Genomic DNA, 21,793 nt, shown 5'->3' with positions numbered 1-21,793 from the left:
ATTCACCAGATTTGAATCCTATTGAGCAGGCTTGGGCTATCTTGAAAAAGAAAGTGACAGATTTATTAAGGGAAGTCCCCAATATCTTTGAATCATTAGAGTGCTTTTTTAAAACTAAATAACTATAAGAGATGTAAAAAAATATTAAATTTAGTTCGTGTAATATGTTTTTTAGTAAAAAGTAATCGCTAACACTTGATTTTTATAAATATAGTGATATACTAAAACTTAAGAAAAAGTAAAAAGGAGATTACTATGAAGTTTCATTTTAATGAGCGTCAACGTTTTTCTTTACGTAAGTATAGTTTTGGTTTAGCCTCTGTTCTTTTAGGAACTGCCTTCTTTTTGAGTGGACAAGTTGCTAGTGCTGATGAGGTAAATGTTTCAGAAACATTGCTCACCTCCGTAGTATCTGTTAGTCCAGAAAGTTCAACAAGTACATCGGAATCTTCAGTACCAAGAACTTCTGAATCAAAACCTACAGTAGTAGATAAGTCTGCTCTATCACTAGAAACTGCCGATTCAAAATCAACAGTAGAAGATAAAGCTGTTGTAACACCAGAAACAACTGAAGTTTCTTCAGATTCTGAAAAACCTGTAATCGAGAGTCCAAAATCTGAAAAGTCAGAAGCACCAGCGAAAGAATCGAGTGAAGAAACGGCGAAAGCAACTGAAGTTAAAGCTGAAGTTGCTGAAAAAGACGATAAGTCTACTGACAAAGCTCCAGCTGAAGTTGCTGACAAAGATGATAAGTCTACTGATAAAGCTCCAGCTGAAGCACGCCGTTCAACGCGTACACGTCGAGCTACTTCAGAAGATAAACGAGAAGTATCTAATTGGAGTGAGTTTGTTTCAGCCTTAGAGGATGAAAATGTCAGCGAAATTACTGTTAATGGTGATATCGTAGCTCAAGGTGACAATGGTAACACAGATAGCCGAAATCCTGGTTCTGTAGACCGTAAAACTACCATTAGTGCACAATCTCGTGCAGTTACGATCCAAGGTAAGGACGACAATGCTCGTCTTGAACTCTTGTCACACACCTTGGAGTTGACTGGAGCTAGCTGGGAACTAAATCTTAAAAACCTTAAAATAGCGACTGCTAATTCTAAAGGTCCAATTGATTTATCAAGAACTAGCGGTTCAAATACTGTTACCTTTGAAAATGTAACTAGTGTTGGTTCATCACTTTATGGTGGTGGTGGTAACACCCATGTCGTTATCAAAGGAACTACAACTTCAACAGTTAGTGACAGTTATCAAGCTGCAAATGGTCAAACTCAACACGTACAACGTAATGTTGGAGCTGCTGGTCACTCAGACCAACGTCGTGAGTCAAATATTCACGATGCTAAATCTGTAACAGTTGCTGAGGGGGCTAGCTTAACGCTTAATCGCTCTTCTCAAGGTGATGCTATTACTCTTGAAAGTGGAGCTAAGGTCAGTGTAAAAGATAAAGCTAGTCTTACTATCAACATGAACACTGGCAATGGATCCGAAAATGCTCGCTACCACAATGCTGGTATTTTCATGGCTGATAGTGGTACCGTAGAAACTGGCAAAGGCTCTAAGTTAGTCTTGAATACTAGTATCGGTCAAGGGATTTCAATTGGTGTAAATCGTCCAGCTGATGGTATCACTGATAAGGATCGTTACGGTGGATATGTTGCAGGTAACCACGGTAGAAAAAATGGACCGAGTCGAGTTCTTATTGGCGATGGTGGAACTTTTGAATTTCATGGCCGTGATGGGATTATGATGGGAAATCACTCAGAACTTGTCACAGGTCAAAATGCCAAAGTTCGCTTTGAAAATAAAGGTCGTGGTGTTGCCCTTGATTTCGGAAATGATTCAAGAGTAGTCTTTGGAAAACATTCGAACAATACTTTCCATTCAGTAGGTAAAGGTAAAAATGAGGATACTAAGACACCTTCAGGTAGTTACGATGGGTACAACTATATCGGTCTGAATGAAAATGGTAAAATCTTAGTAGATGACTTTGCGACTTTCCGTGTACAAATGGATGACCGTACGTATAAGGATAAGAATGGTCACAGTTGGGATAATGACTGGGATGATGTCATTTCCCTTGATTCTAGGAATGGTCGTAAGAATGAGCCACTTTTCCAAGCGAATAAGGGTTCTATTGTAGATATTCGAGATGATAATACTAACTACTATGCTGAGTTGATCTCAGTAGCATTGGGAGCTAGTACAAACACTTATTTCCAGTTTAATAATCCGCTATATGTTTCCTTTATGAGATACACAAAATCAGATGGTACATCAGCAGGTGACATTACCGGGAAACTACCAATAACTATTCCTCAAGGGAACAATCCACAGGATATTGGCCACGGAAATATTCTTTATATCTCAAATAAATTAGAAGCTTCAGGGAACCGAGTCGAATTTAATGGTCCAACAAATAATGCAGGTGTTGGGACCTATACGGTTTATTCCATGAACAAGGATGGTAGGGATGCACAAAGTCATAATAAACAGAGTTCTGTTTGGATGAATATCCAGGGCGGATCTATGTCTATTGCTGGTTTCCAAAATAATAGAGCACACATAGAACCTGCTAATGCCACATCTGTACCAACAGGTTCTTCTACTGGGGGAGTTGTTGCCACAGATAGGACTTATGGTATTGACCCGGTAGGTGATAACCGTCAAAATATTTGGGTATCAAATGGTTCTAAAATCAACCCGACTGGTGTTCATAAAAATGTCATCAAATATGTGTACGAAGATGGAACTTCAGTTAAAGAAGATGTTATTCAGTCATCAAATTGGAACCGTACCTTGGATGTCTCTATTGACCAAGAAGGCTTTAAAAAGATTTTAAAAAATTCAAGTGTTACTAATGGTGATGAGTTCTTAGCTGCCTACAGTAAGGCTAAGTATCACATTTCTGATATTGATGGAGATCATATAGCTGATACTGGTTGGAAAGTTGATGGAACAAATTCAGGTACTTATAATTATGGTACTATCGCTTCGCCAAAACTCGAAGGCTATAAAGCAGAAATCAAGTCAAGTAATGTTCCAGGATTAGTAGCTGGGGCTAAAGCTGATTCAGTTTCTGTTTCATATGATTCAAGCAATGCACCAGAAACGCTTATTGAATCTCAAGCGGGTGGACGTACTATTTCAGATACCTATTGGCGTAATATTGTAGCCAACTCTGATTTGGGTGTCTATGAAACAGTTGTTGTCTATAAAAAAGTAAAACAAAAAGCTATTATCAAGTATGTTGATACAAGTGCTAATAATAAGGAATTAGCAAAAGATGAAGTTTCTGGTAAATCGTATGAAGCCATTAACTACTCAACTGCAGCTAAGATTGCTGATTTTGTTAATAAGGGTTACAAGCTTGTAGAAGATGGTTTCACAAACTCAACTGAAGATCAAAAGAAATTTGATAGTGATGCATCAACAGATCAAGAATTCGTAGTTAAGCTAGCACACGATGTAACTCCAGTTGGACCAAATAACCCACATAAACCAACAGAGCCAATCAATCCAAATGATCCAAACAGTCCAAGATACCCTGCGGAAAATCAATGGAAGAAAGATGTAACGTCAACTGTTCATTATGTGGTATCAGACGGTAAGGCAACTGCCCCAGCTGACAATGTTCAAAATGCACAATGGACACGTACCTTAAATGTTGATAAGGTGACAGGTGAAGTTCTTAACCCTACTGAACCATGGGCAGCGAATAAGGCTAACTATGATGCAGTTCCAACACCAGGATTGACAGGTTACTACGCTGATAAAGCAAGTGTTGCTTCTAAGACAGTTACTCAAGAAAATCTTGAAGAAACTGTAACTTACAGACCACTTGGAAAATTGGTTCCAAAACCAGAGACACCAAAAGATCCGAACTTCCCATCAACACCAGAAGTGCCGTATCCAAATGATCCAAACGATCCAACGAAACCAGGTCAACCAGTTGTGCCTAATGTACCAGGCTACAAACCATACTTGCCAGATCCAAACTATCCAACGAAACCAGGTGAACCAGGTAGACCAGTAGAACCAGGAAAACCAATCACTCCTGAAAATCCAGGTACTGACACAGAAATTATCTATCGTAAGGTAGATCAAAAAGCTATTATCAAGTATGTAGACCAAAATACTGGTGCAACACTTGAAAGTGATCAAGTAGGTGGCAAATCAGGTGAAGCTATTGCCTACTCAACTGCAGACAAGATCAAGAAATATCAAGATCGTGGCTATGTTCTTGTAAGTGATGGATTCCCAGCAGGAGCTACCTATGACAAGGATGAGTCAGTTGATCAAGAATTCGTAGTTACCTTGAAGCATGGTGAAACACCAGTTGGACCAAATGATCCACATAATCCAACAGATCCAATCAATCCAAATGATCCAAAGAGTCCTAAATACCCTGCGGAAGATCAATGGAAGAAAGATGTAACGTCAACTGTTCATTATGTGGTATCAGACGGTAATGCAACTGCCCCAGCTGATAAGGTTCAAAATGCACAATGGACACGTACCTTAAAACTTGATAAGGTGACAGGTGAAGTTCTCTCATCTACTCCATGGGCATCGAATAAGGCTAACTATGATGCAGTTCCAACACCAGGATTGACAGGTTACTACGCTGATAAAGGAAGTGTTGCTTCTAAGACAGTTACTCAAGAAAATCTTGAAGAAACTGTTACTTACAAGCCACTTGGAAAATTGGTTCCAAAACCAGAGACACCAAAAGATCCAAACTTCCCATCAACACCAGAAGTGAAGTATCCAAATGATCCAAACGATCCAACAAAACCAGGTAAACCAGTTGTGCCTAATGTACCAGGCTACAAACCATACTTGCCAGATCCAAACGATCCAAGTAAACCAGGTCAACCAGTAGAACCAGGAAAACCAATCACCCCTGAAAATCCAGGAAAAGATACGCCGATTATCTATGTACCAAAAACTAATGATGTGACGCAACCAACAAAACAAACTGTTAAGTACACAAGTACAGATGGTAAAGCTCAGGTACCTTCAGATAAGATTCAAAATGACTATACTTTCACAGGTAAGAAGAATCAAGCTGATGGTACAACAACATGGACTGAAAACAGTCATACTTACGGTAGGGAAAGTGTTCCAGTAGTTTCTGGTTACTACGCTGACAAGTCTGAAGCAGGTAGTAAAACAGTCACTCCAACCAATCCTAATGCTGAAGATGTTGTAACTTATAAACCACTTGGTAAGATTATTCAGGTAGATGAAGATGGAAATGTTATTCCAGGTTCAGTATCTAAGACTTATGAAAATAACCCATTGAATCCTAAAGAAGCAGCAGAAACTAAAATTCCAGATGCACCAACAGGATATGTGATTAAGGAGGAACAACCACAAGCATGGGGTTACAATATTGTTGATAAAACTATTGAACCAAATGATGAAAGTGATCCAGATCGAATTTCACAAGATACGAAGATTGTTTATGTTAAGGCAGACCAAAAAGCAGTGATCAAGTACGTTGATCAAACAACTGGTCAAACCCTTGCCAATGATCAAGTCGGTGGTAAATCAGGTGAGGCAATCAATTACTCAACTGCGGACAAGATCAAGTATTATGAAGATCGTGGCTATGTTCTTGTAAGTGATGGATTCCCAGCAGGAGCTACCTATGACAAGGATGAGTCAGTTGATCAAGAATTCGTAGTTACCTTGAAACATGGTGAAACACCAGTTGGACCAAACGATCCACATAATCCAACAGATCCAATCAATCCAAATGATCCAAACAGTCCTAAATACCCAGCGACAGATCAATGGAAGAAAGATGTAATGTCAACTGTTCATTATGTAGGTGCAGGTAGTCAAACACCAGCAGACAATGTTCAAAATGCACAATGGACACGTACCTTAAAACTTGATAAAGTTACAGGTAAAGTTCTTAACCCTGATGAAGCATGGACAACTAATAAGACTAACTATGATGCAGTTCCAACGCCAAGTGTTACTGGATACTATGCGGATAAAGCAAGTGTTGCTTCTAAGACAGTCACTCAAGAAAATCTCGAAGAAACTGTAACTTACAAACCACTTGGAAACTTGGTTCCAAAACCAGAGACACCAAACGATCCAAACTTCCCATCAACACCAGAAGTGAAGTATCCAAATGATCCAACGGATCCAACGAAACCAGGTCAACCAGTTGTTCCTAATGTACCAGGCTACAAACCATACTTGCCAGATCCAAAAGATCCAAGCAAACCAGGTAAACCAGTAGAACCAGGAAAACCAATCACTCCTGAAAACCCAGGTGACGACACACCAATTATCTACGTACCAATCGTAAATGATGTGAAGAAACCAACTAAACAAACAGTTAAGTTTGAAGGAGCAGGCGATAAGACTCCAGCCGACAACGTCCAAGACGACTTCACATTCACTGGTAAAGTAAACAAAGCTGATGGAAGTACAACATGGACTGAGAAGAGCCATACTTACGGTAAGGTATCTGTACCAGTAATTCCAGGTTACTACGCTGATAAGACAGAAGCTGGTGGTAAGACAGTTACTCCAGAAAATCCTGAAGCAACAGATACAGTAACCTACAAACCACTTGGAAACTTGGTTCCAAAACCAGGAACACCAGATGATCCAAACTTCCCATCAACACCAAAAGTGAAGTATCCAAATGATCCAACAGATCCAGGTAAACCAGGTAAACCAGTTGTTCCAGACGTACCAGGCTACAAACCATACTTGCCAGATCCAAAAGATCCAAGCAAACCAGGTAAACCAGTAGAACCAGGAAAACCAATCACTCCTGAAAACCCAGGTGACGACACACCAATTATCTACGTACCAATCGTAAATGATGTGAAGAAACCAACTAAACAAACAGTTAAGTTTGAAGGAGCAGGCGATAAGACTCCAGCCGACAACGTCCAAGACGACTTCACATTCACTGGTAAAGTAAACAAAGCTGATGGAAGTACAACATGGACTGAGAAGAGCCATACTTATGGTAAGGTATCTGTACCAGTAATTCCAGGTTACTACGCTGATAAGACAGAAGCTGGTGGTAAGACAGTTACTCCAGAAAATCCTGAAGCAACAGATACAGTAACCTACAAACCACTTGGAAACTTGGTTCCAAAACCAGAGAAACCAAATGATCCAAACTTCCCATCAACACCAGAAGTGAAGTATCCAAATGATCCAACAGATCCAGGTAAACCAGGTAAACCAGTTGTTCCAGACGTACCAGGCTACAAACCATACTTGCCAGATCCAAAAGATCCAAGCAAACCAGGTCAACCAGTAGAACCAGGTAAGGAGCTACCAAACCTTCCAACAAACCCAGGTGACGACACACCAATCATCTACGTACCAATCGTAAATGATGTGAAGAAACCAACTAAACAAATAGTTAAGTTTGAAGGAGCAGGCGATAAGACTCCAGGAGACAATGTCCAAGACGACTTCACATTCACTGGTAAAGAAAACAAAGCTGATGGAAGTACAACATGGAATGAGAAGAGCCATACTTACAGTAAGGTATCTGTTCCAGTAATTCCAGGTTACTACGCTGATAAGACAGAAGCTGGTGGTAAGACAGTTACTCCAGAAAATCCTGAAGCAACAGATACAGTAACCTACAAACCACTTGGCAGTTTGGTTCCGAAATCTGATGATCCTAAATTCCCATCAACACCAGATGTGAAATATCCAAATGATCCAAACGATCCAGGAAAACCAGGAAAACCAGTCGTTCCAGACGTACCAGGCTACAAACCATACTCGCCAGATCCAAAAGATCCAAGCAAACCAGGTCAACCAGTAGAACCAGGTAAGGAACTTCCAAATCTTCCAACAAACCCAGGTGAAGACACCCCAATCATCTACGTTCCAATCGTAAATGATGTGAAGAAACCAACTAAACAAACAGTTAAGTTTGAAGGAGCAGGCGATAAGACTCCAGGAGACAATGTCCAAGATGACTTTACATTTACTGGTAAAGTAAACAAAGCTTCTGGAACTACAACATGGACTGAGAAGAGCCATACTTACGGTAAGGTATCTGTACCAGTAATTCCAGGTTACTACGCTGATAAGACAGAAGCTGGTGGTAAGACAGTTACTCCAGAAAATCCTGAAGCAACAGATACAGTAACCTACAAACCACTTGGAAACTTGGTTCCAAAACCAGGAACACCAGATGATCCAAACTTCCCATCAACACCAAAAGTGAAGTATCCAAATGATCCAACAGATCCAGGTAAACCAGGTAAACCAGTTGTTCCAGACGTACCAGGCTACAAACCATACTTGCCAGATCCAAAAGATCCAAGCAAACCAGGTAAACCAGTCGAACCAGGAAAACCAATCACTCCTGAAAACCCAGGTGACGACACACCAATTATCTACGTACCAATCGTAAATGATGTGAAGAAACCAACTAAACAAACAGTTAAGTTTGAAGGAGCAGGCGATAAGACTCCAGGAGACAATGTCCAAGATGACTTTACATTTACTGGTAAAGAAAACAAAGCTTCTGGAACTACAACATGGACTGAGAAGAGCCATACTTATGGTAAGGTATCTGTACCAGTAATTCCAGGTTACTACGCTGATAAGACAGAAGCAGGTGGTAAGACAGTTACTCCAGAAAATCCTGAAGCAACAGATACAGTAACCTACAAACCACTTGGAAACTTGGTTCCAAAACCAGAGAAACCAAACGATCCAAACTTCCCATCAACACCAAAAGTGAAGTATCCAAATGATCCAAACGATCCAGGTAAACCAGGTAAGCCAGTGGTTCCAGACGTACCAGGCTACAAACCATACTTGCCAGATCCAAAAGATCCAAGCAAACCAGGTCAACCAGTAGAACCAGGTAAGGAGCTACCAAACCTTCCAACAAACCCAGGTGAAGACACCCCAATCATCTACGTTCCAATCGTAAATGATGTGAAGAAACCAACTAAACAAACAGTTAAGTTTGAAGGAGCAGGCGATAAGACTCCAGCCGACAATGTCCAAGATGACTTTACGTTTACTGGTAAAGAAAACAAAGCTTCTGGAACTACAACATGGAATGAGAAGAGCTATACTTACGGTAAGGTATCTGTTCCAGTAATTCCAGGTTACTACGCGGATAAGACAGAAGCAGGTGGTAAGACAGTTACTCCAGAAAATCCTGAAGTAGTAGAGATTGTTACCTATAAACCACTTGGAAGCTTGGTTCCAAAATCTGATGATCCTAAATTCCCATCAACACCAGATGTGAAATATCCAAATGATCCAACAGATCCAACAAAACCAGGTAAACCAGTTGTTCCAGACGTACCAGGCTACAAACCATACTTGCCAGATCCAAAAGATCCAAGCAAACCAGGTCAACCAGTAGAACCAGGTAAGGAACTTCCAAACCTTCCAACAAACCCAGGTGATGACACACCAATCATCTACGTTCCAATTGTACCAGTAACTCCAGAGAAACCAGTAACTCCAGAGAAACCAGTGACTCCAGAGAAACCAGTAACTCCAGAGAAACCAGTAACTCCAGAGAAACCAGTAACTCCAGAGAAACCAGTAGCTCCAGAGAAACCAACCTCTGCTAAAGAAAATACTCCTCAGTTGCCAAATACTGGTACTGAAGATCATACTAGCTTAGCAGCACTTGGACTTCTTGGAGTAATGAGTGGATTTGGACTTGTAGTTCGTAAGAAAAAAGAAGATTAGAATAAATATTTAATCCTATTGAAATTACTTTGGACTAGATGATCGAGTCTATAGCATTAAGAGGGCAAACATTTTAAGAATGTTTGTCTTCTTTTTATATAATGGATTGAACCTAGAATAGTACGCGCCAAATCACCCAAAATGTGTTTTAGCCAGATTTGTCTGCATTAGTCTAGCTTTTATCAATGGAAAATGTTATAATAGACTGTATTTAAAAAAATTTTAAGGAGAAATGACAGAATGTCTGTATCATTTGAAAACAAAGAAACAAACCGTGGTGTCTTGACTTTCACTATCTCTCAAGACCAAATCAAACCAGAATTGGACCGTGTGTTTAACTCAGTAAAGAAATCTCTTAACGTTCCTGGTTTCCGTAAAGGGCATCTTCCACGTCCTATCTTCGACCAAAAATTTGGTGAAGAGTCACTTTACCAAGACGTTATGAACGCTCTTTTGCCAAACGCTTATGAAGCAGCTGTAAAAGAAGCTGGTCTTGAAGTCGTTGCACAACCAAAAATTGACGTAACTTCAATGGAAAAAGGTCAAGATTGGGTTATCACTGCTGAAGTTGTTACAAAACCTGAAGTTAAATTGGGCGACTACAAAAACCTTGAAGTATCAGTTGATGTAGAAAAAGAAGTAACTGACGCTGACGTTGAAGAGCGTATCGAACGTGAACGCAACAACTTGGCTGAATTGGTGATCAAAGATGGTGCTGCTGAAGACGGCGACACTGTTGTTATCGACTTCGTTGGTTCAATCGACGGTGTTGAATTTGATGGCGGAAAAGGTGAAAACTTCTCACTTGGACTTGGTTCAGGTCAATTCATCCCTGGTTTCGAAGACCAATTGGTAGGTCACTCAGCTGGTGAAACTGTTGATGTTATCGTAACATTCCCAGAAGACTACCAAGCTGAAGACCTTGCCGGTAAAGAAGCTAAATTCGTGACAACTATCCACGAAGTAAAAGCTAAAGAAGTTCCAGCTCTTGACGATGAACTTGCAAAAGACATCGACGAAGAAGTTGAAACACTTGCTGAATTGAAAGAAAAATACCGCAAGGAATTGGCTGCTGCTAAAGAAGAAGCTTACAAAGATGCAGTTGAAGGTGCAGCAATTGATAAAGCTGTAGAAAACGCTGAAATCGTAGAACTTCCAGAAGAAATGATCCACGAAGAAGTTCACCGTTCAGTAAACGAATTCCTTGGAAACTTGCAACGTCAAGGTATCAACCCTGACATGTACTTCCAAATCACTGGAACTACTCAAGAAGACCTTCACAAACAATACGAAGCAGAAGCTGAGTCACGTACTAAGACTAACCTTGTTATCGAAGCAGTTGCGAAAGCTGAAGGATTTGACGCTTCAGAAGAAGAAATCCAAAAAGAAATCGAGCAATTGGCTGCAGATTACAACATGGAAGTTGCACAAGTACAAAGCTTGCTTTCAGCTGAAATGTTGAAACACGATATCGCAGTGAAGAAAGCTGTTGAATTGATCACAAGCACTGCAACAGTTAAATAATCTTTATAAGATAAAAGCCCACCGATTCGGTGGGTTTTCTTATACTTTATTTTCCGAAAATCTCCTTCAGGTCTTCTTCAGTAATCCCAATCATAGCTGGGATACTAGACCAGTTATCTTCGGTTAAGATGTAGGATTGTTCAGTGTCTGTAACTGGTGTAGCTTCAGTAGCTGATTTACTAGTTCCATCAGTTGATTCTATTAAGTCAGCGAAACGTTCAATTAGATAGGTCTTACGAGCTGTTCCGATATGTTGAGTTGCATAGTCAAAGGCCTGTAATTCGCCTAGTAGGATGAGCTTGCTTTTGGCACGAGTGATAGCAGTGTAGATGAGATTGCGTTCTAACATCCGCTTACTTGCACTGGTGATTGGTAAAATAACGACGGGAAACTCGCTCCCCTGAGATTTATGGATGCTCATGGCATAGGCTAAGCGAATCTTGTACCATTCATTTCGAGGATAGGAGACCTCATTGCCGTCAAAATCAATCATAATTTCATCCTGCTTGGATTCAGTGTATTTTCCAGGAATCAAGTCTGTGATATAGCCTAAGTCTCCGTTAAAGACATTGACCTCTGCATCGTTGACTAGGTGGATGACCTTATCTCCTGTTCGATAGTGACACTGAGGAGCTTCAAAGCTAAGCTGGTCTTTTTGTGGAGGATTGAGTAGGTCTTGCATGAGTTGGTTGATCGCATCAATACCAGCAGTTCCACGGTACATAGGGGCAAGAACCTGAATATCACGAGCAGGGATGCCACTTCTGATAGCAGCACCTAGGATTTTTTCAATGCTAGCAGGGATATGGTTACTAGCGATTTCAAAGTAGGAGCGATCTGCTTTTTTCTGGGTAAAATCTGCAGGCAATATTCCCTGACGAATCTGACTTGCAAGAGTGACGATGGTTGATTCTTCGCTCTGACGGTAGATTCTTTCCAAACGTGTTTGAGGTATGGTTGGTATCTGGAGTAAATCTGCTAGGACTTGACCAGGACTGACAGAAGGTAACTGATCGCTATCACCAACGATAAGGATTTTACTGGTAGAGGAGATATTGGAGAAGAGCTGGTTGGCTAACCAAGTATCTACCATAGAAAACTCGTCAACAATGATAAAGTCAGCATCCAGATAATCTTCCAGATGGCTGGTATCGTCGTCTCCAGTCATACCCAAGTGGCGGTGAATAGTTGCACTTGGTAGTCCTGTCAGCTCATTCATACGACGGGCTGCGCGACCGGTGGGAGCGGCTAGGAGAATGGGCAGATTGCTCTTTTTCTTGAGATCTAGTCCTTCTAAGAGAGCATAGACAGCGATAATGCCGTTGATAACAGTAGTCTTACCTGTACCAGGTCCACCTGTAAGGATAAAGACCTTGTTCTGGATAGCATCGCAGATAGCCTGTTTTTGAATACTATCATACTCAATCCCCAGTTCTTCCTCAACAGTTGCGATATGTTCTTGAATGGTTTCTAGATCCTGTTTTTTACTCTGCCCTTTTTCGAGGATTCTGATGAGATGGCTGCGAATCCCCTCTTCTGCAAAAAAGAGGCTATTATCAAAGATTTTGGTATCAATCTGCTGGACCTTATCTTCTTCAATCAGATAAGCAAGTTCTTGGGCAACTTGACTCGGCTCTAGTTCGACTGGACGAGAGGATTCAAGAAGGTTGAGGGTTTGCTCCAACAAGTCTCTAGCTTCCATATAGGTATCTCCCGTTTCCATGCAACCTTGAAAGAGAGTATGGACGAGACCAGCACGGAAGCGCTCGGGAGCCTGGCTCTCAATCCCCAATTCTTGGGCCAATTGGTCAGCGATGGTAAATCCCAAGCCCTTGATATCCTCGACCAGTTGATAGGGATAGTTCTCGACAATCTCTAGCGTTTCTTCCTTGTAAAAGTCTTGAATCTGGAAGGCTAGTTTATTTGGGATGCCGTAATTAGCCAGTTTGGCTAAGACCATCTCTGTTCCGTAATTAAGACGAAGGGTTGAGACGAAGGCTTCACGGTTTTTAGCAGAGAGTCCAGAGATAGACTGGAGTTTGTCTGGATTTTCTAAGATTTTGTCGATAGTGTTATCTCCGTAAATATCCACAATTTTCTGGGCTGTTTTGAGTCCAATCCCCTTAAAATGGCTGCTGGAGAAATACTTGACCAAGCCCTTACTAGTCGGCTTGGCTCTCTCATAGCGAGTCATTTGTAGCTGTTCCCCATACTTAGAGTGTTGGACAATTTGTCCCCAAAAGGTGTATTCCTCTCCTTCAATGATATCAGCCATGGTACCTGTGACAATGATTTCATAATCATCAAAGTCTTCAGCATTGGTATCCTCAATATCTAGGAGTAAAATACGGAAAAAATTGCTGACATTTTCAAAAATAATGCGTTCAATGGTGCCTGAAAAATAAACTTCCATAAAATTCCTTACAATAGTGTCTGAGAAAATTTATCCCAGATTTAGTCAAAATAGAATGAGAAGAGGCTGAGATGGATAATTCTCGGCCTCTTCCTAGTTTTTAAAATGTTCCGATACGCTTGAGTGGCCAAAAGCGGAATTTGGCTTCACCAGTGATATCTTTTGCCTTAAAGGTACCAACATGTCGACTGTCGCTAGATACCAGACGGTCATCACCAAGTAGGAGGTATTCTCCTTCTGGAACAGTGAAGGTGAAGCTAGTGTTGTAATTAACATCTAGGGTAAAGGCTTGAGCCTTTTGGGCAATGGTTCTAAAGTATTCTCCCTTTTTACCATCCCAACCAGTTCCAGTATAAGTGCTTTGGAGTTTATCTTCCTTGAAACGCTTAAGGTATTCTGCTAAATAGGGCTCATCAGTTTCTTGACCATTGATATAGAGCTTGTCGCTTTCGTAACGGATAGTATCTCCTGGCATACCAATGACCCGTTTAACGATATCCTTGTTCCCATCGTCTTCATGAGCAACCACAATATCAAAACGATTGATTGGGAGATGTTTAACCACAAAGAGGACTTCTCCATCTGCCAAGGTAGGATCCATTGAATGTCCTTCTACACTGACATTCCTCCAGAGAAAGAGACGACTAAGGGCGATAAGAGTGATAATGAGGATAAAACTCCACTCTTTTAAAAACGATTTAAAATATTTCATAATTTACCTTTCTAGCAGTTTTTTTGCTTTTTCAGTATTTTTAAAATGAAGTTTGGCGCAGAAGTTAAGTCCCTGCATACCATAAGCTTGAAGGATTTGGCTAGCTACCTTATCAGAAGCTGTCCCAGCCCCGCTTGGAAGTTGGTAGCCAAGTTCTCCACCCAGATTTTCTAAATTTTCCAGAAATAGATCACGCGCAATGATAGAACTTACTGCGACAGCCAAGTACTTACCTTCGGCTTTTTCCTCCAGACTGACTGGATTAGAAAAATGATTGGCTTCCTTTTTTAAGTACTTCTCATAGTTTTGAGCACTCGTAAAAGCATCGATCACAATCTTTTCTGGCTGGACTCCCTTTTGGAGGAGGAGAAAAATTGCTTGATTGTGCAGGGCTACCTTTACGGAAACGGCATTGTAGCGCTCCCCAATGACTTCATTATACTTACTGGGAGAAAGAAGTAGCGCTTGGTGCTGGATTCTCTCCTTAAGCAGGGGAGCAAGCTGACGAATCTTTTGGTCTGTCAGAGTCTTAGAATCCCCAACACCTAGTTTTCGTAGGAAGTCATGCTGGTCAGGAGTCACAAAGGATGCTACTACAGCTAGACCACCGAAGTAGGAACCATTTCCCACCTCATCTGTTCCAATCAAGGGGAAATTTTGTCCGCTAGTTCCTTGACTGACTTGATAACCAAAAAAACTGGCATAGTTTTCAGCCATTTCTCCCTGAAGCAAGACTTTTCCAGAAGTGTAGATGGAAACACTTGCCTGCGGAAGCTTCAAAAAGTAGCGAATATAAGGATTTTTACTAGGAGTCAGTGCTTGTTCATATTGCTGAACAAAGGTTTGGATTTCCTTTTCACTAGGGGTTAATGTAATACTTGCCATAGTTCTTATTGTACCATAAAAGCTGTAGAATTGGTAAAAACTGACAAACTTAGTGAAATTTGGTATAATATCGTGAGGTGAATTTTATGGCAAATTTAAATCGATACAAGTTTACATTCGGAAAAAAAACATTGACCCTAACAACTGAGCATGACAACCTCTTTATGGAGGAAATTGCCAAGGTCGCAACAGAAAAATATGAAGCAATTAAAGAGCAAATGCCTGGAGCGGATGATGAGACAATCGCTATTTTATTAGCAGTCAATAGCTTGTCAACCCAACTCAGCCGTGAGATTGAATTTGATGATAAGGAGCAAGAATTAGACGCCCTTCGTCATCAGGTTGTAGCAGCAAAACAAGAGCACAGCAAGATTGAGGACTCACTATGATTTCCATCTTTCTTTTATTGGTGCTGGCTTGGAGTTTTTATATCGGCTATCGCAGAGGCTTGGTCCTACAAGTCTATTATCTCCTAGCTACAATCGTCTCAGCTTATTTTGCGGGGAATTTTTATCAGTCATTGGGAGAAACATTTCACTTGTTGATTCCGTATGCCAATCCCCAGGAAGGGCAGGGTACCTTTTTCTTCCCATCTGACCAGCTCTTCCAATTGGACAAGGTCTTTTACGCAGGTATTGGCTATCTCTTAGCCTTTACCGTATTTTACTGCATCGGTCGTTTGATTGGACTCTTTTTTAACCTAGTACCAACCAAAAAGTTTGGTGGGAAATATTTTCGCATCGGTGCGGGAGTCTTATCAGTTGGAGTGACCTTATTTGTCCTTCAGATGATGCTGACCATCCTTGCGACTGTGCCTCTAGCAATCGTTCAAAATTCACTTGAAAACAGTTTTGTAGCTAAACATATTATCCAGAGTGTTCCCATCACTACTCATATGATTAAACAACTCTGGGTAACCAAAATAATCGGATAAAAAGGGCGGGAACTATTCCTAGCCTTTTGTTTACAATCTCATACTCTTCGGAAATCTCTTCAAACCACGTCAGCTTCGCCTTGGATTATATATGTGACTGACTTCGTCAGTCTTATCTACAACCTCAAAGCAGTGCTTTGAGCAACCTACGGCTAGCTTCCTAGTTTGCTCTCTGATTTTCATTGAGTATCAATAGTTTAGGAGCCTTTTTGAAAAGAGTGAGAATTTGAAAAATTCGTTCGCTCATTACGAAGGAAAAGAAAATGAATAAAAAAATACTAGAAACATTAGAATTTAATAAGGTCAAGGCTTTATTTGAGCCCCATCTTTTGACGGAGCAAGGATTAGAGCAGTTGAAAGAACTTGCTCCGACTGATAAAGGAGACAAGATTAGACAAGCTTTTGCAGAGATGAAGGAAATGCAAGAACTCTTTGTCGAGCATCCTCATTTCAGCATTTCTGCAACAAAAGATATTGCAGCGACCTCCAAACGTTTGGAAATGGGTGCTGATCTCAACATCGAGGAATTTCTTCTACTCAAACGTGTCATCTTTGCCAGTCGTGAATTGCAGAATTTTTATGACAATCTTGAAAATGTACGTTTGGATCACCTGGCAAGTTGGTTTGAGAAACTTCATGATTTTCCACATTTACAGGGAAATCTACAAGCCATCAACGAAGCTGGATTTATTGAGAACTTTGCTAGCGAGGATTTGGCACGAATCCGTCGAAAAATCCATGATAGTGAAAGTCAAGTCCGTGATGTCTTGCAAGACCTTCTCAAACAAAAAGCTCAGATGCTGACAGAAGGTATCATCGCAAGTAGAAATGGTCGCCAAGTTCTTCCAGTTAAGAATACCTATCGTAACAAGATTGCTGGTGTAGTACATGATATTTCTGCCAGTGGGAACACTGTTTATATCGAACCTCGTGAAGTGGTCAAGTTGAGTGAGGAAATAGCCAGTCTTCGTGCAGATGAACGCTATGAGATGATGCGTATCCTCCAAGAACTCTCTGAACGAGTAAGACCACACGCAGCTGAAATTGCTAATGATGCTTGGATTATCGGACATTTGGACCTGATTCGGGCTAAGGTTCGCTTTATCCAAGAGACGGAGGCAGTAGTACCTCAAGTGTCTGAGGGACAGGAGATTCAACTTCTTCACGTTCGTCATCCTCTTGTAAAAAATGCAGTCGCAAATGATGTGCACTTTGGAAAAGAATTAACAGCTATCGTCATCACGGGTCCTAATACAGGTGGTAAGACCATTATGCTCAAGACCTTAGGTTTGACTCAGTTGATGGCCCAGTCTGGTCTACCAATTTTAGCTGATAAGGGTAGTCGTGTAGGGATTTTCGAGGAGGTCTTTGCGGATATTGGAGACGAACAGTCCATCGAACAAAGTCTCTCAACCTTCTCTAGTCATATGACCAATATCGTAGATATTCTTGGTAAGGTCAATCAAAACTCGCTCTTGTTACTAGATGAGCTTGGAGCAGGAACAGATCCCCAAGAAGGTGCTGCCCTAGCCATGTCTATCCTAGAAGACTTGCGTTTGCGTCAGGTCAAGACTATGGCAACCACTCACTATCCTGAACTCAAAGCCTATGGGATTGAAACGGCCTATGTTCAGAATGCCAGCATGGAGTTTGATACAGCTAGCCTGCGTCCAACTTATCGCTTTATGCAGGGTGTACCTGGTCGAAGTAATGCTTTTGAGATTGCTAAACGTCTAGGTTTGTCAGATGTCATTGTAGGTGACGCTAGTAAGCAAATTGACCAAGACAACGATGTCAATCGCATCATTGAACAATTGGAAGAGCAGACACTTGAAAGCCGGAAACGTCTTGAGAATATTCGTCAAGTCGAGCAAGAAAACCTCAAGATGAATCGTGCCCTTAAAAAACTTTATAACGAGCTCAATCGTGAAAAGGAAACTGAACTCAATAAAGCGCGTGAACAAGCTGCTGAGATTGTTGATTTGGCTCTAGCTGAGAGTGATGATATACTTAAAAATCTTCACAGTAAATCTCAACTAAAACCACATGAGATTATTGAAGCCAAGGCTAAGCTCAAAAAATTAGCCCCTGAAAAAGTTGACCTTTCTAAAAACAAGGTCCTCCAAAAAGCTAAGAAGAAACGAGCTCCAAAAGTTGGAGACGATATCATCGTTTTAAGCTATGGTCAACGAGGTACCTTGACCAATCAACTCAAGGATGGACGTTGGGAAGCACAGGTTGGCTTGATTAAGATGACGCTTGAGGAAAAAGAGTTTGACTTGGTTCAAGTCCAGAAAGAAGCGCCAGTCAAGAAGAAACAAGTTAACGTCGTTAAACGTGCAGTAGGCAAAGGTCCACAAGCTCGACTAGACCTTCGTGGCAAACGCTACGAGGAAGCTATGGAAGCCTTGGATGCCTTTATAGACCAAGCCCTACTCAACAATATGGCTCAAGTAGATATCATCCATGGTATCGGTACAGGAGTCATCCGTGAAGGGGTGACTAAGTACCTACAAAGAAATAAACAGGTCAAGAGCTTTGGCTATGCACCACAAAATGCAGGTGGATCTGGCGCAACCATTGTAACCTTTAAGGGGTAAAGCGAAAATCATGAAAATTTGATTCAAGATAAACCACCTTTACCTGCAAGATAATCTGTTACAGCCTTTTCTTTTAACTCTGAACTATATTTCTTCCAGCTATGACGCTCCTTGAGGCCTTCTACACCCTCTGTTTGATACTTACGAATCCAATTTCTGATTGTGTCACCATTTACTCCAAATGCTTTGGTCAAAATAGATATTGACTTCCCTTGTTCAAGGTAAAGATGAACAACTTCTAACTTCTCCTCCACTGATTTCGGACCTCTTTTTGCCATACGAAAAGTCTCCCTGTAGTTTCTAGTGAAATTTTGTTTTTTCACTATCCACTATAAGGGGAGTGTATCAAACTTTAGTAGTAAGCAAAAGGGGGGCAAAAATATTATAGTCAATTGAAACAAGAACAAGACTATATCATGCCACTTTCAAGTGGTGTAGTTATCGGTGCTGGAGTTCTGGCCTGTGTGGGGATTGGTTTTCTCTTTCCTGAAGCCAACAAGTAAGAAGAATAATACAAAAAATCTCGAGATTTTCTCGAGACTTTTTCTTTATTGACCTGCGTAATATTTTTGAATTCCCTTAACGATACCTGCAACCAATCTGTTTTGGTAGGCGTCACTGCGGACTTGTTGATTCTCATTGAAATTATCAATATAGCCCAATTCCAATAGAACAGCTGGTTTATCAGTTTCTCGAAGGACAGCAAAACTACTTTGTAGGAGTCCTGCATCCTTAGCACCAGTTTCAGCTAGTAGTGAAGAGTGGATATCTGCAGCAAGGCGATTGCTTTCACTGATACGGTCAGGGTGGTTATGCCAGTATGGATTGATCTTAGCACGATAGCCACTGTCTTCTTCGTAAGAGTAAGTTTGAATACCGGATCTCCCTGAAGCAGGATTTCCGCTTGCATTGAAGTGAATACTGATGAACATGTCTGAGTCCGTTTTGTTAACCATTTTTGAACGTTCAGTGACAAAGTCGACATAGACATCACTATCTCTCGAAGAAAGAACGGTATAACCAAGACCCTGGAGTTCCTTACGTAGTTTTTGATAAATTTGCATGGTTAGGTCTTTTTCCTGAGTATTATAATAAACAGCACCAGGATCTTTTCCACCATGTCCTGGATCTAAGAAAACAGTTTTCGTGTATTTTCCTTTTTCAAATCCACGACTTATAGGTACTTCACCAATCCATTTTCCATTACTTTGGAACTGATGTGCTGTTCCATCGATTTTTCGAGTTCCCGTGACATAGACACCATTTTCATCCACATAGTAACGGGCATTGTAGTAGCTGTCGTCAATCCATTCGCTCTTAGCCATGTAACCACCTGACTTGAGATAGTAAGAGCCGATCCATTCACGCGCTGCATATGCACCACCAGATTTTAAGTAGAACCAGCTATTATAGTTTTTATCGAAAATCCATTCTTTTTCGGCCATAGCTCCGCTAGCTTTTAGATAGTAGCTACCTATCCATTGGTTATTGGCCATAATACCTTCTTTGTTAAAATAGTACCACGAGCTACCGACTTTTTCCCATTTCTCTTGAGTTGGACGACCAGATGTTTGGGCGAAGTACCATTTTCCTTCTAAATAAACCCAGGACCTTTCAGCCATAGCTCCACTATTGGAGAGAAGGTATCCGTTAAAAATTGTCTTACTTAGCATGATACCATCTTTGTCAAAGTAGTACCAAGAACCACCAATTTTTTCCCACTTGTTTTTGATGACTTTACCAGAAGCAAGTGCATAGTACCATTGTCCATCTTGTTTTACCCAAGCACTCTCAGCCATGGCGCCACTATTCGTTAACAGATAGCCGTCAAAAATTGTGTTGCTGAGCATGATACCGTCTTGGTCAAAATAGTACCAGACACCACCAATCTTTTCCCATTTTTGTTGAGAAATTTTTCCATAAGCGTTAGCGTAATACCATTTATCTTGGAGTTTACTCCAACCAGAATCGACCATAGCCCCGCTACTAGTCAGGATATATCCGTCAAAAATAGTATCGCTCAACATGATTCCATCTTTGTTGAAGTAGTACCATTTCCCGTGGATTTTTTTCCAGTTTAGAACAGGGGCATTGTTTTCATAGAAGCGCCAGATATTTTCCTCGAATACCCAACCATCTTTTTGGACTTCAGGAGCCTTGTCTTCTTCTTTCTTAGCTGGATTTGTTATTTGATTGGCATTTGCCTCAGTTGAAGGTTCAGTTTCCTTGGCTGGGAGACTGTTTTTCTCCACTTTGTCAGTAGAGGTTTCACTGTGTGTTGTTTCTACTGGGGTAGACTGTGCTTGGTTTTCCTCAGCATAGCTAAGGTTGGTGGTTAGACCAAAAACTGAAAGCGTAATGGCACTTGCCAAGAGCGTTTTTTTCACTTGATTTATCTCCTATTTTAACTTTTTTATAATTTTATCAGAAAAGTGCCTCAGATGGAACATTTAGTGGCCAAGATCGAGGTGCTGGTGGGCTATATTATAATAGTTGACTATTTCATCACGAAAATTTGAACAATCATGATGATATAGATGAGCAGTGTTAGTAAAAATCCAGCTCGCCAAAAGAATTTAATAAATTTGGGATAATAAAAGCTACGTCTTTTGTTTAAGAAGAAAAAGACCAACACAATTGCTAGTATTGATAAGGCCGTTCCCAATACTGGAAGTTGATTGTGTGTAAACATCTTAGCCGTAATCAAATAATATTCAAAAATTAGAAAAGGAAAAGCTAAATCAGCAGCATTGATGCCCTTTTTCTTTAACTTAAAGAGTCTGCTTAAAATAATCGCCAGAGCTAAGGTTAGTACCAAAAGCAAGATGGAAGCAAGTTTCATTAAAATCATACCATTATTGTATCATAAAATTTTGAGAATAGAAAAGTAAATTCCGTGATTTATCACTGTTTTAGCAAAAAATCATTGGTAAGAAACAGATTTTATAATTCCTGCTTGAACAGAATGAATCATGTGTTTGCTACGA

At 40.7% G+C, this 21,793-nt stretch carries 10 protein-coding genes and 1 pseudogene; 5 read left to right on the top strand and 6 right to left on the bottom strand.

Features of this window, described 5'->3' with window-relative positions; genetic code table 11:
• Positions 1-255: 255 nt before the first annotated feature.
• Together QM469_RS05180 and tig are read left to right on the top strand one after the other, a co-directional pair.
• Positions 256-9,738 (top strand): mucin-binding protein, encoded by a 9,483-nt coding sequence (locus QM469_RS05180; protein WP_414276140.1) that lies wholly within the window; start codon positions 256-258, stop codon positions 9,736-9,738.
• 240 nt (positions 9,739-9,978) lie between these two features.
• Positions 9,979-11,262 carry a trigger factor gene (gene tig / locus QM469_RS05175; RefSeq protein ID WP_315640887.1) on the top strand — a complete coding sequence of 428 codons (1,284 nt, stop codon included), beginning with the start codon at positions 9,979-9,981 and terminating at the stop codon, positions 11,260-11,262.
• A 46-nt stretch (positions 11,263-11,308) separates the two neighbouring features.
• Here tig and QM469_RS05170 read toward each other — a convergent pair whose 3' ends face one another.
• The 3 genes from QM469_RS05170 to rnhC all read right to left on the bottom strand — a co-directional run bounded on the left by QM469_RS05170 (position 11,309) and on the right by rnhC (position 15,272).
• Positions 11,309-13,675: an ATP-dependent RecD-like DNA helicase gene (locus QM469_RS05170; protein WP_414276141.1), complete on the bottom strand. Its 2,367-nt coding sequence runs from the start codon at positions 13,673-13,675 to the stop codon at positions 11,309-11,311.
• Between the two features lie 100 nt (positions 13,676-13,775).
• Positions 13,776-14,387 carry a signal peptidase I gene (gene lepB, locus QM469_RS05165; RefSeq protein WP_075231822.1) on the bottom strand — a complete coding sequence of 204 codons (612 nt, stop codon included), beginning with the start codon at positions 14,385-14,387 and terminating at the stop codon, positions 13,776-13,778.
• 3 nt (positions 14,388-14,390) lie between these two features.
• A complete protein-coding gene (gene rnhC, locus QM469_RS05160) occupies positions 14,391-15,272 on the bottom strand; it encodes a ribonuclease HIII (protein ID WP_414276142.1) in 882 nt (293 codons plus the stop codon).
• Positions 15,273-15,358: 86 nt separating this feature from the next.
• Here rnhC and zapA point away from each other — a divergent pair, with 86 nt between their 5' ends.
• From zapA to QM469_RS05145, 3 genes are all read left to right on the top strand, one after another.
• A complete protein-coding gene (gene zapA / locus QM469_RS05155) occupies positions 15,359-15,661 on the top strand; it encodes a cell division protein ZapA (protein WP_414276143.1) in 303 nt (100 codons plus the stop codon).
• Positions 15,658-16,206 (top strand): CvpA family protein, encoded by a 549-nt coding sequence (locus tag QM469_RS05150; RefSeq protein WP_414276144.1) that lies wholly within the window; start codon positions 15,658-15,660, stop codon positions 16,204-16,206. Before zapA ends, QM469_RS05150 begins: the two co-directional genes overlap by 4 nt.
• Positions 16,207-16,469: 263 nt before the next feature.
• Positions 16,470-18,806 (top strand): endonuclease MutS2, encoded by a 2,337-nt coding sequence (locus tag QM469_RS05145; protein WP_414276145.1) that lies wholly within the window; start codon positions 16,470-16,472, stop codon positions 18,804-18,806.
• Between the two features lie 29 nt (positions 18,807-18,835).
• Here the strand turns inward: QM469_RS05145 and QM469_RS05140 are convergent.
• The 3 genes and pseudogenes from QM469_RS05140 to QM469_RS05130 all read right to left on the bottom strand — a co-directional run.
• Positions 18,836-19,084 (bottom strand): annotated as a pseudogene (locus tag QM469_RS05140) (transposase); the annotation flags it as partial.
• Between the two features lie 270 nt (positions 19,085-19,354).
• The gene (locus QM469_RS05135) at positions 19,355-21,193 is read right to left on the bottom strand and encodes an N-acetylmuramoyl-L-alanine amidase (RefSeq protein ID WP_414276146.1); all 1,839 of its coding nucleotides are present in this window, start codon (positions 21,191-21,193) and stop codon (positions 19,355-19,357) included.
• Positions 21,194-21,303: 110 nt separating this feature from the next.
• Positions 21,304-21,657 (bottom strand): DUF3397 domain-containing protein, encoded by a 354-nt coding sequence (locus QM469_RS05130; RefSeq protein WP_414276147.1) that lies wholly within the window; start codon positions 21,655-21,657, stop codon positions 21,304-21,306.
• Positions 21,658-21,793 lie beyond the last annotated feature (136 nt).

Source organism: Streptococcus infantis (assembly GCF_047464215.1).
GTDB classification, from domain to species: Bacteria; Bacillota; Bacilli; order Lactobacillales; family Streptococcaceae; genus Streptococcus; species Streptococcus infantis_P.
The sequence above is the reverse complement of the archived record's forward strand: the minus strand, read 5'-3'. Positions and strand labels throughout refer to the sequence as shown.

Bases quoted from the DNA above. Each gene is read 5' to 3' on its own strand.
- QM469_RS05180 (WP_414276140.1), top strand. From the start codon at position 256: ATGAAGTTTCATTTTAATGAGCGTCAACGTTTTTCTTTACGTAAGTAT.
- tig (WP_315640887.1), top strand. From the start codon at position 9,979: ATGTCTGTATCATTTGAAAACAAAGAAACAAACCGTGGTGTCTTGACT.
- QM469_RS05170 (WP_414276141.1), bottom strand. From the start codon at position 13,675: ATGGAAGTTTATTTTTCAGGCACCATTGAACGCATTATTTTTGAAAAT.
- lepB (WP_075231822.1), bottom strand. From the start codon at position 14,387: ATGAAATATTTTAAATCGTTTTTAAAAGAGTGGAGTTTTATCCTCATT.
- rnhC (WP_414276142.1), bottom strand. From the start codon at position 15,272: ATGGCAAGTATTACATTAACCCCTAGTGAAAAGGAAATCCAAACCTTT.
- zapA (WP_414276143.1), top strand. From the start codon at position 15,359: ATGGCAAATTTAAATCGATACAAGTTTACATTCGGAAAAAAAACATTG.
- QM469_RS05150 (WP_414276144.1), top strand. From the start codon at position 15,658: ATGATTTCCATCTTTCTTTTATTGGTGCTGGCTTGGAGTTTTTATATC.
- QM469_RS05145 (WP_414276145.1), top strand. From the start codon at position 16,470: ATGAATAAAAAAATACTAGAAACATTAGAATTTAATAAGGTCAAGGCT.
- QM469_RS05130 (WP_414276147.1), bottom strand. From the start codon at position 21,657: ATGATTTTAATGAAACTTGCTTCCATCTTGCTTTTGGTACTAACCTTA.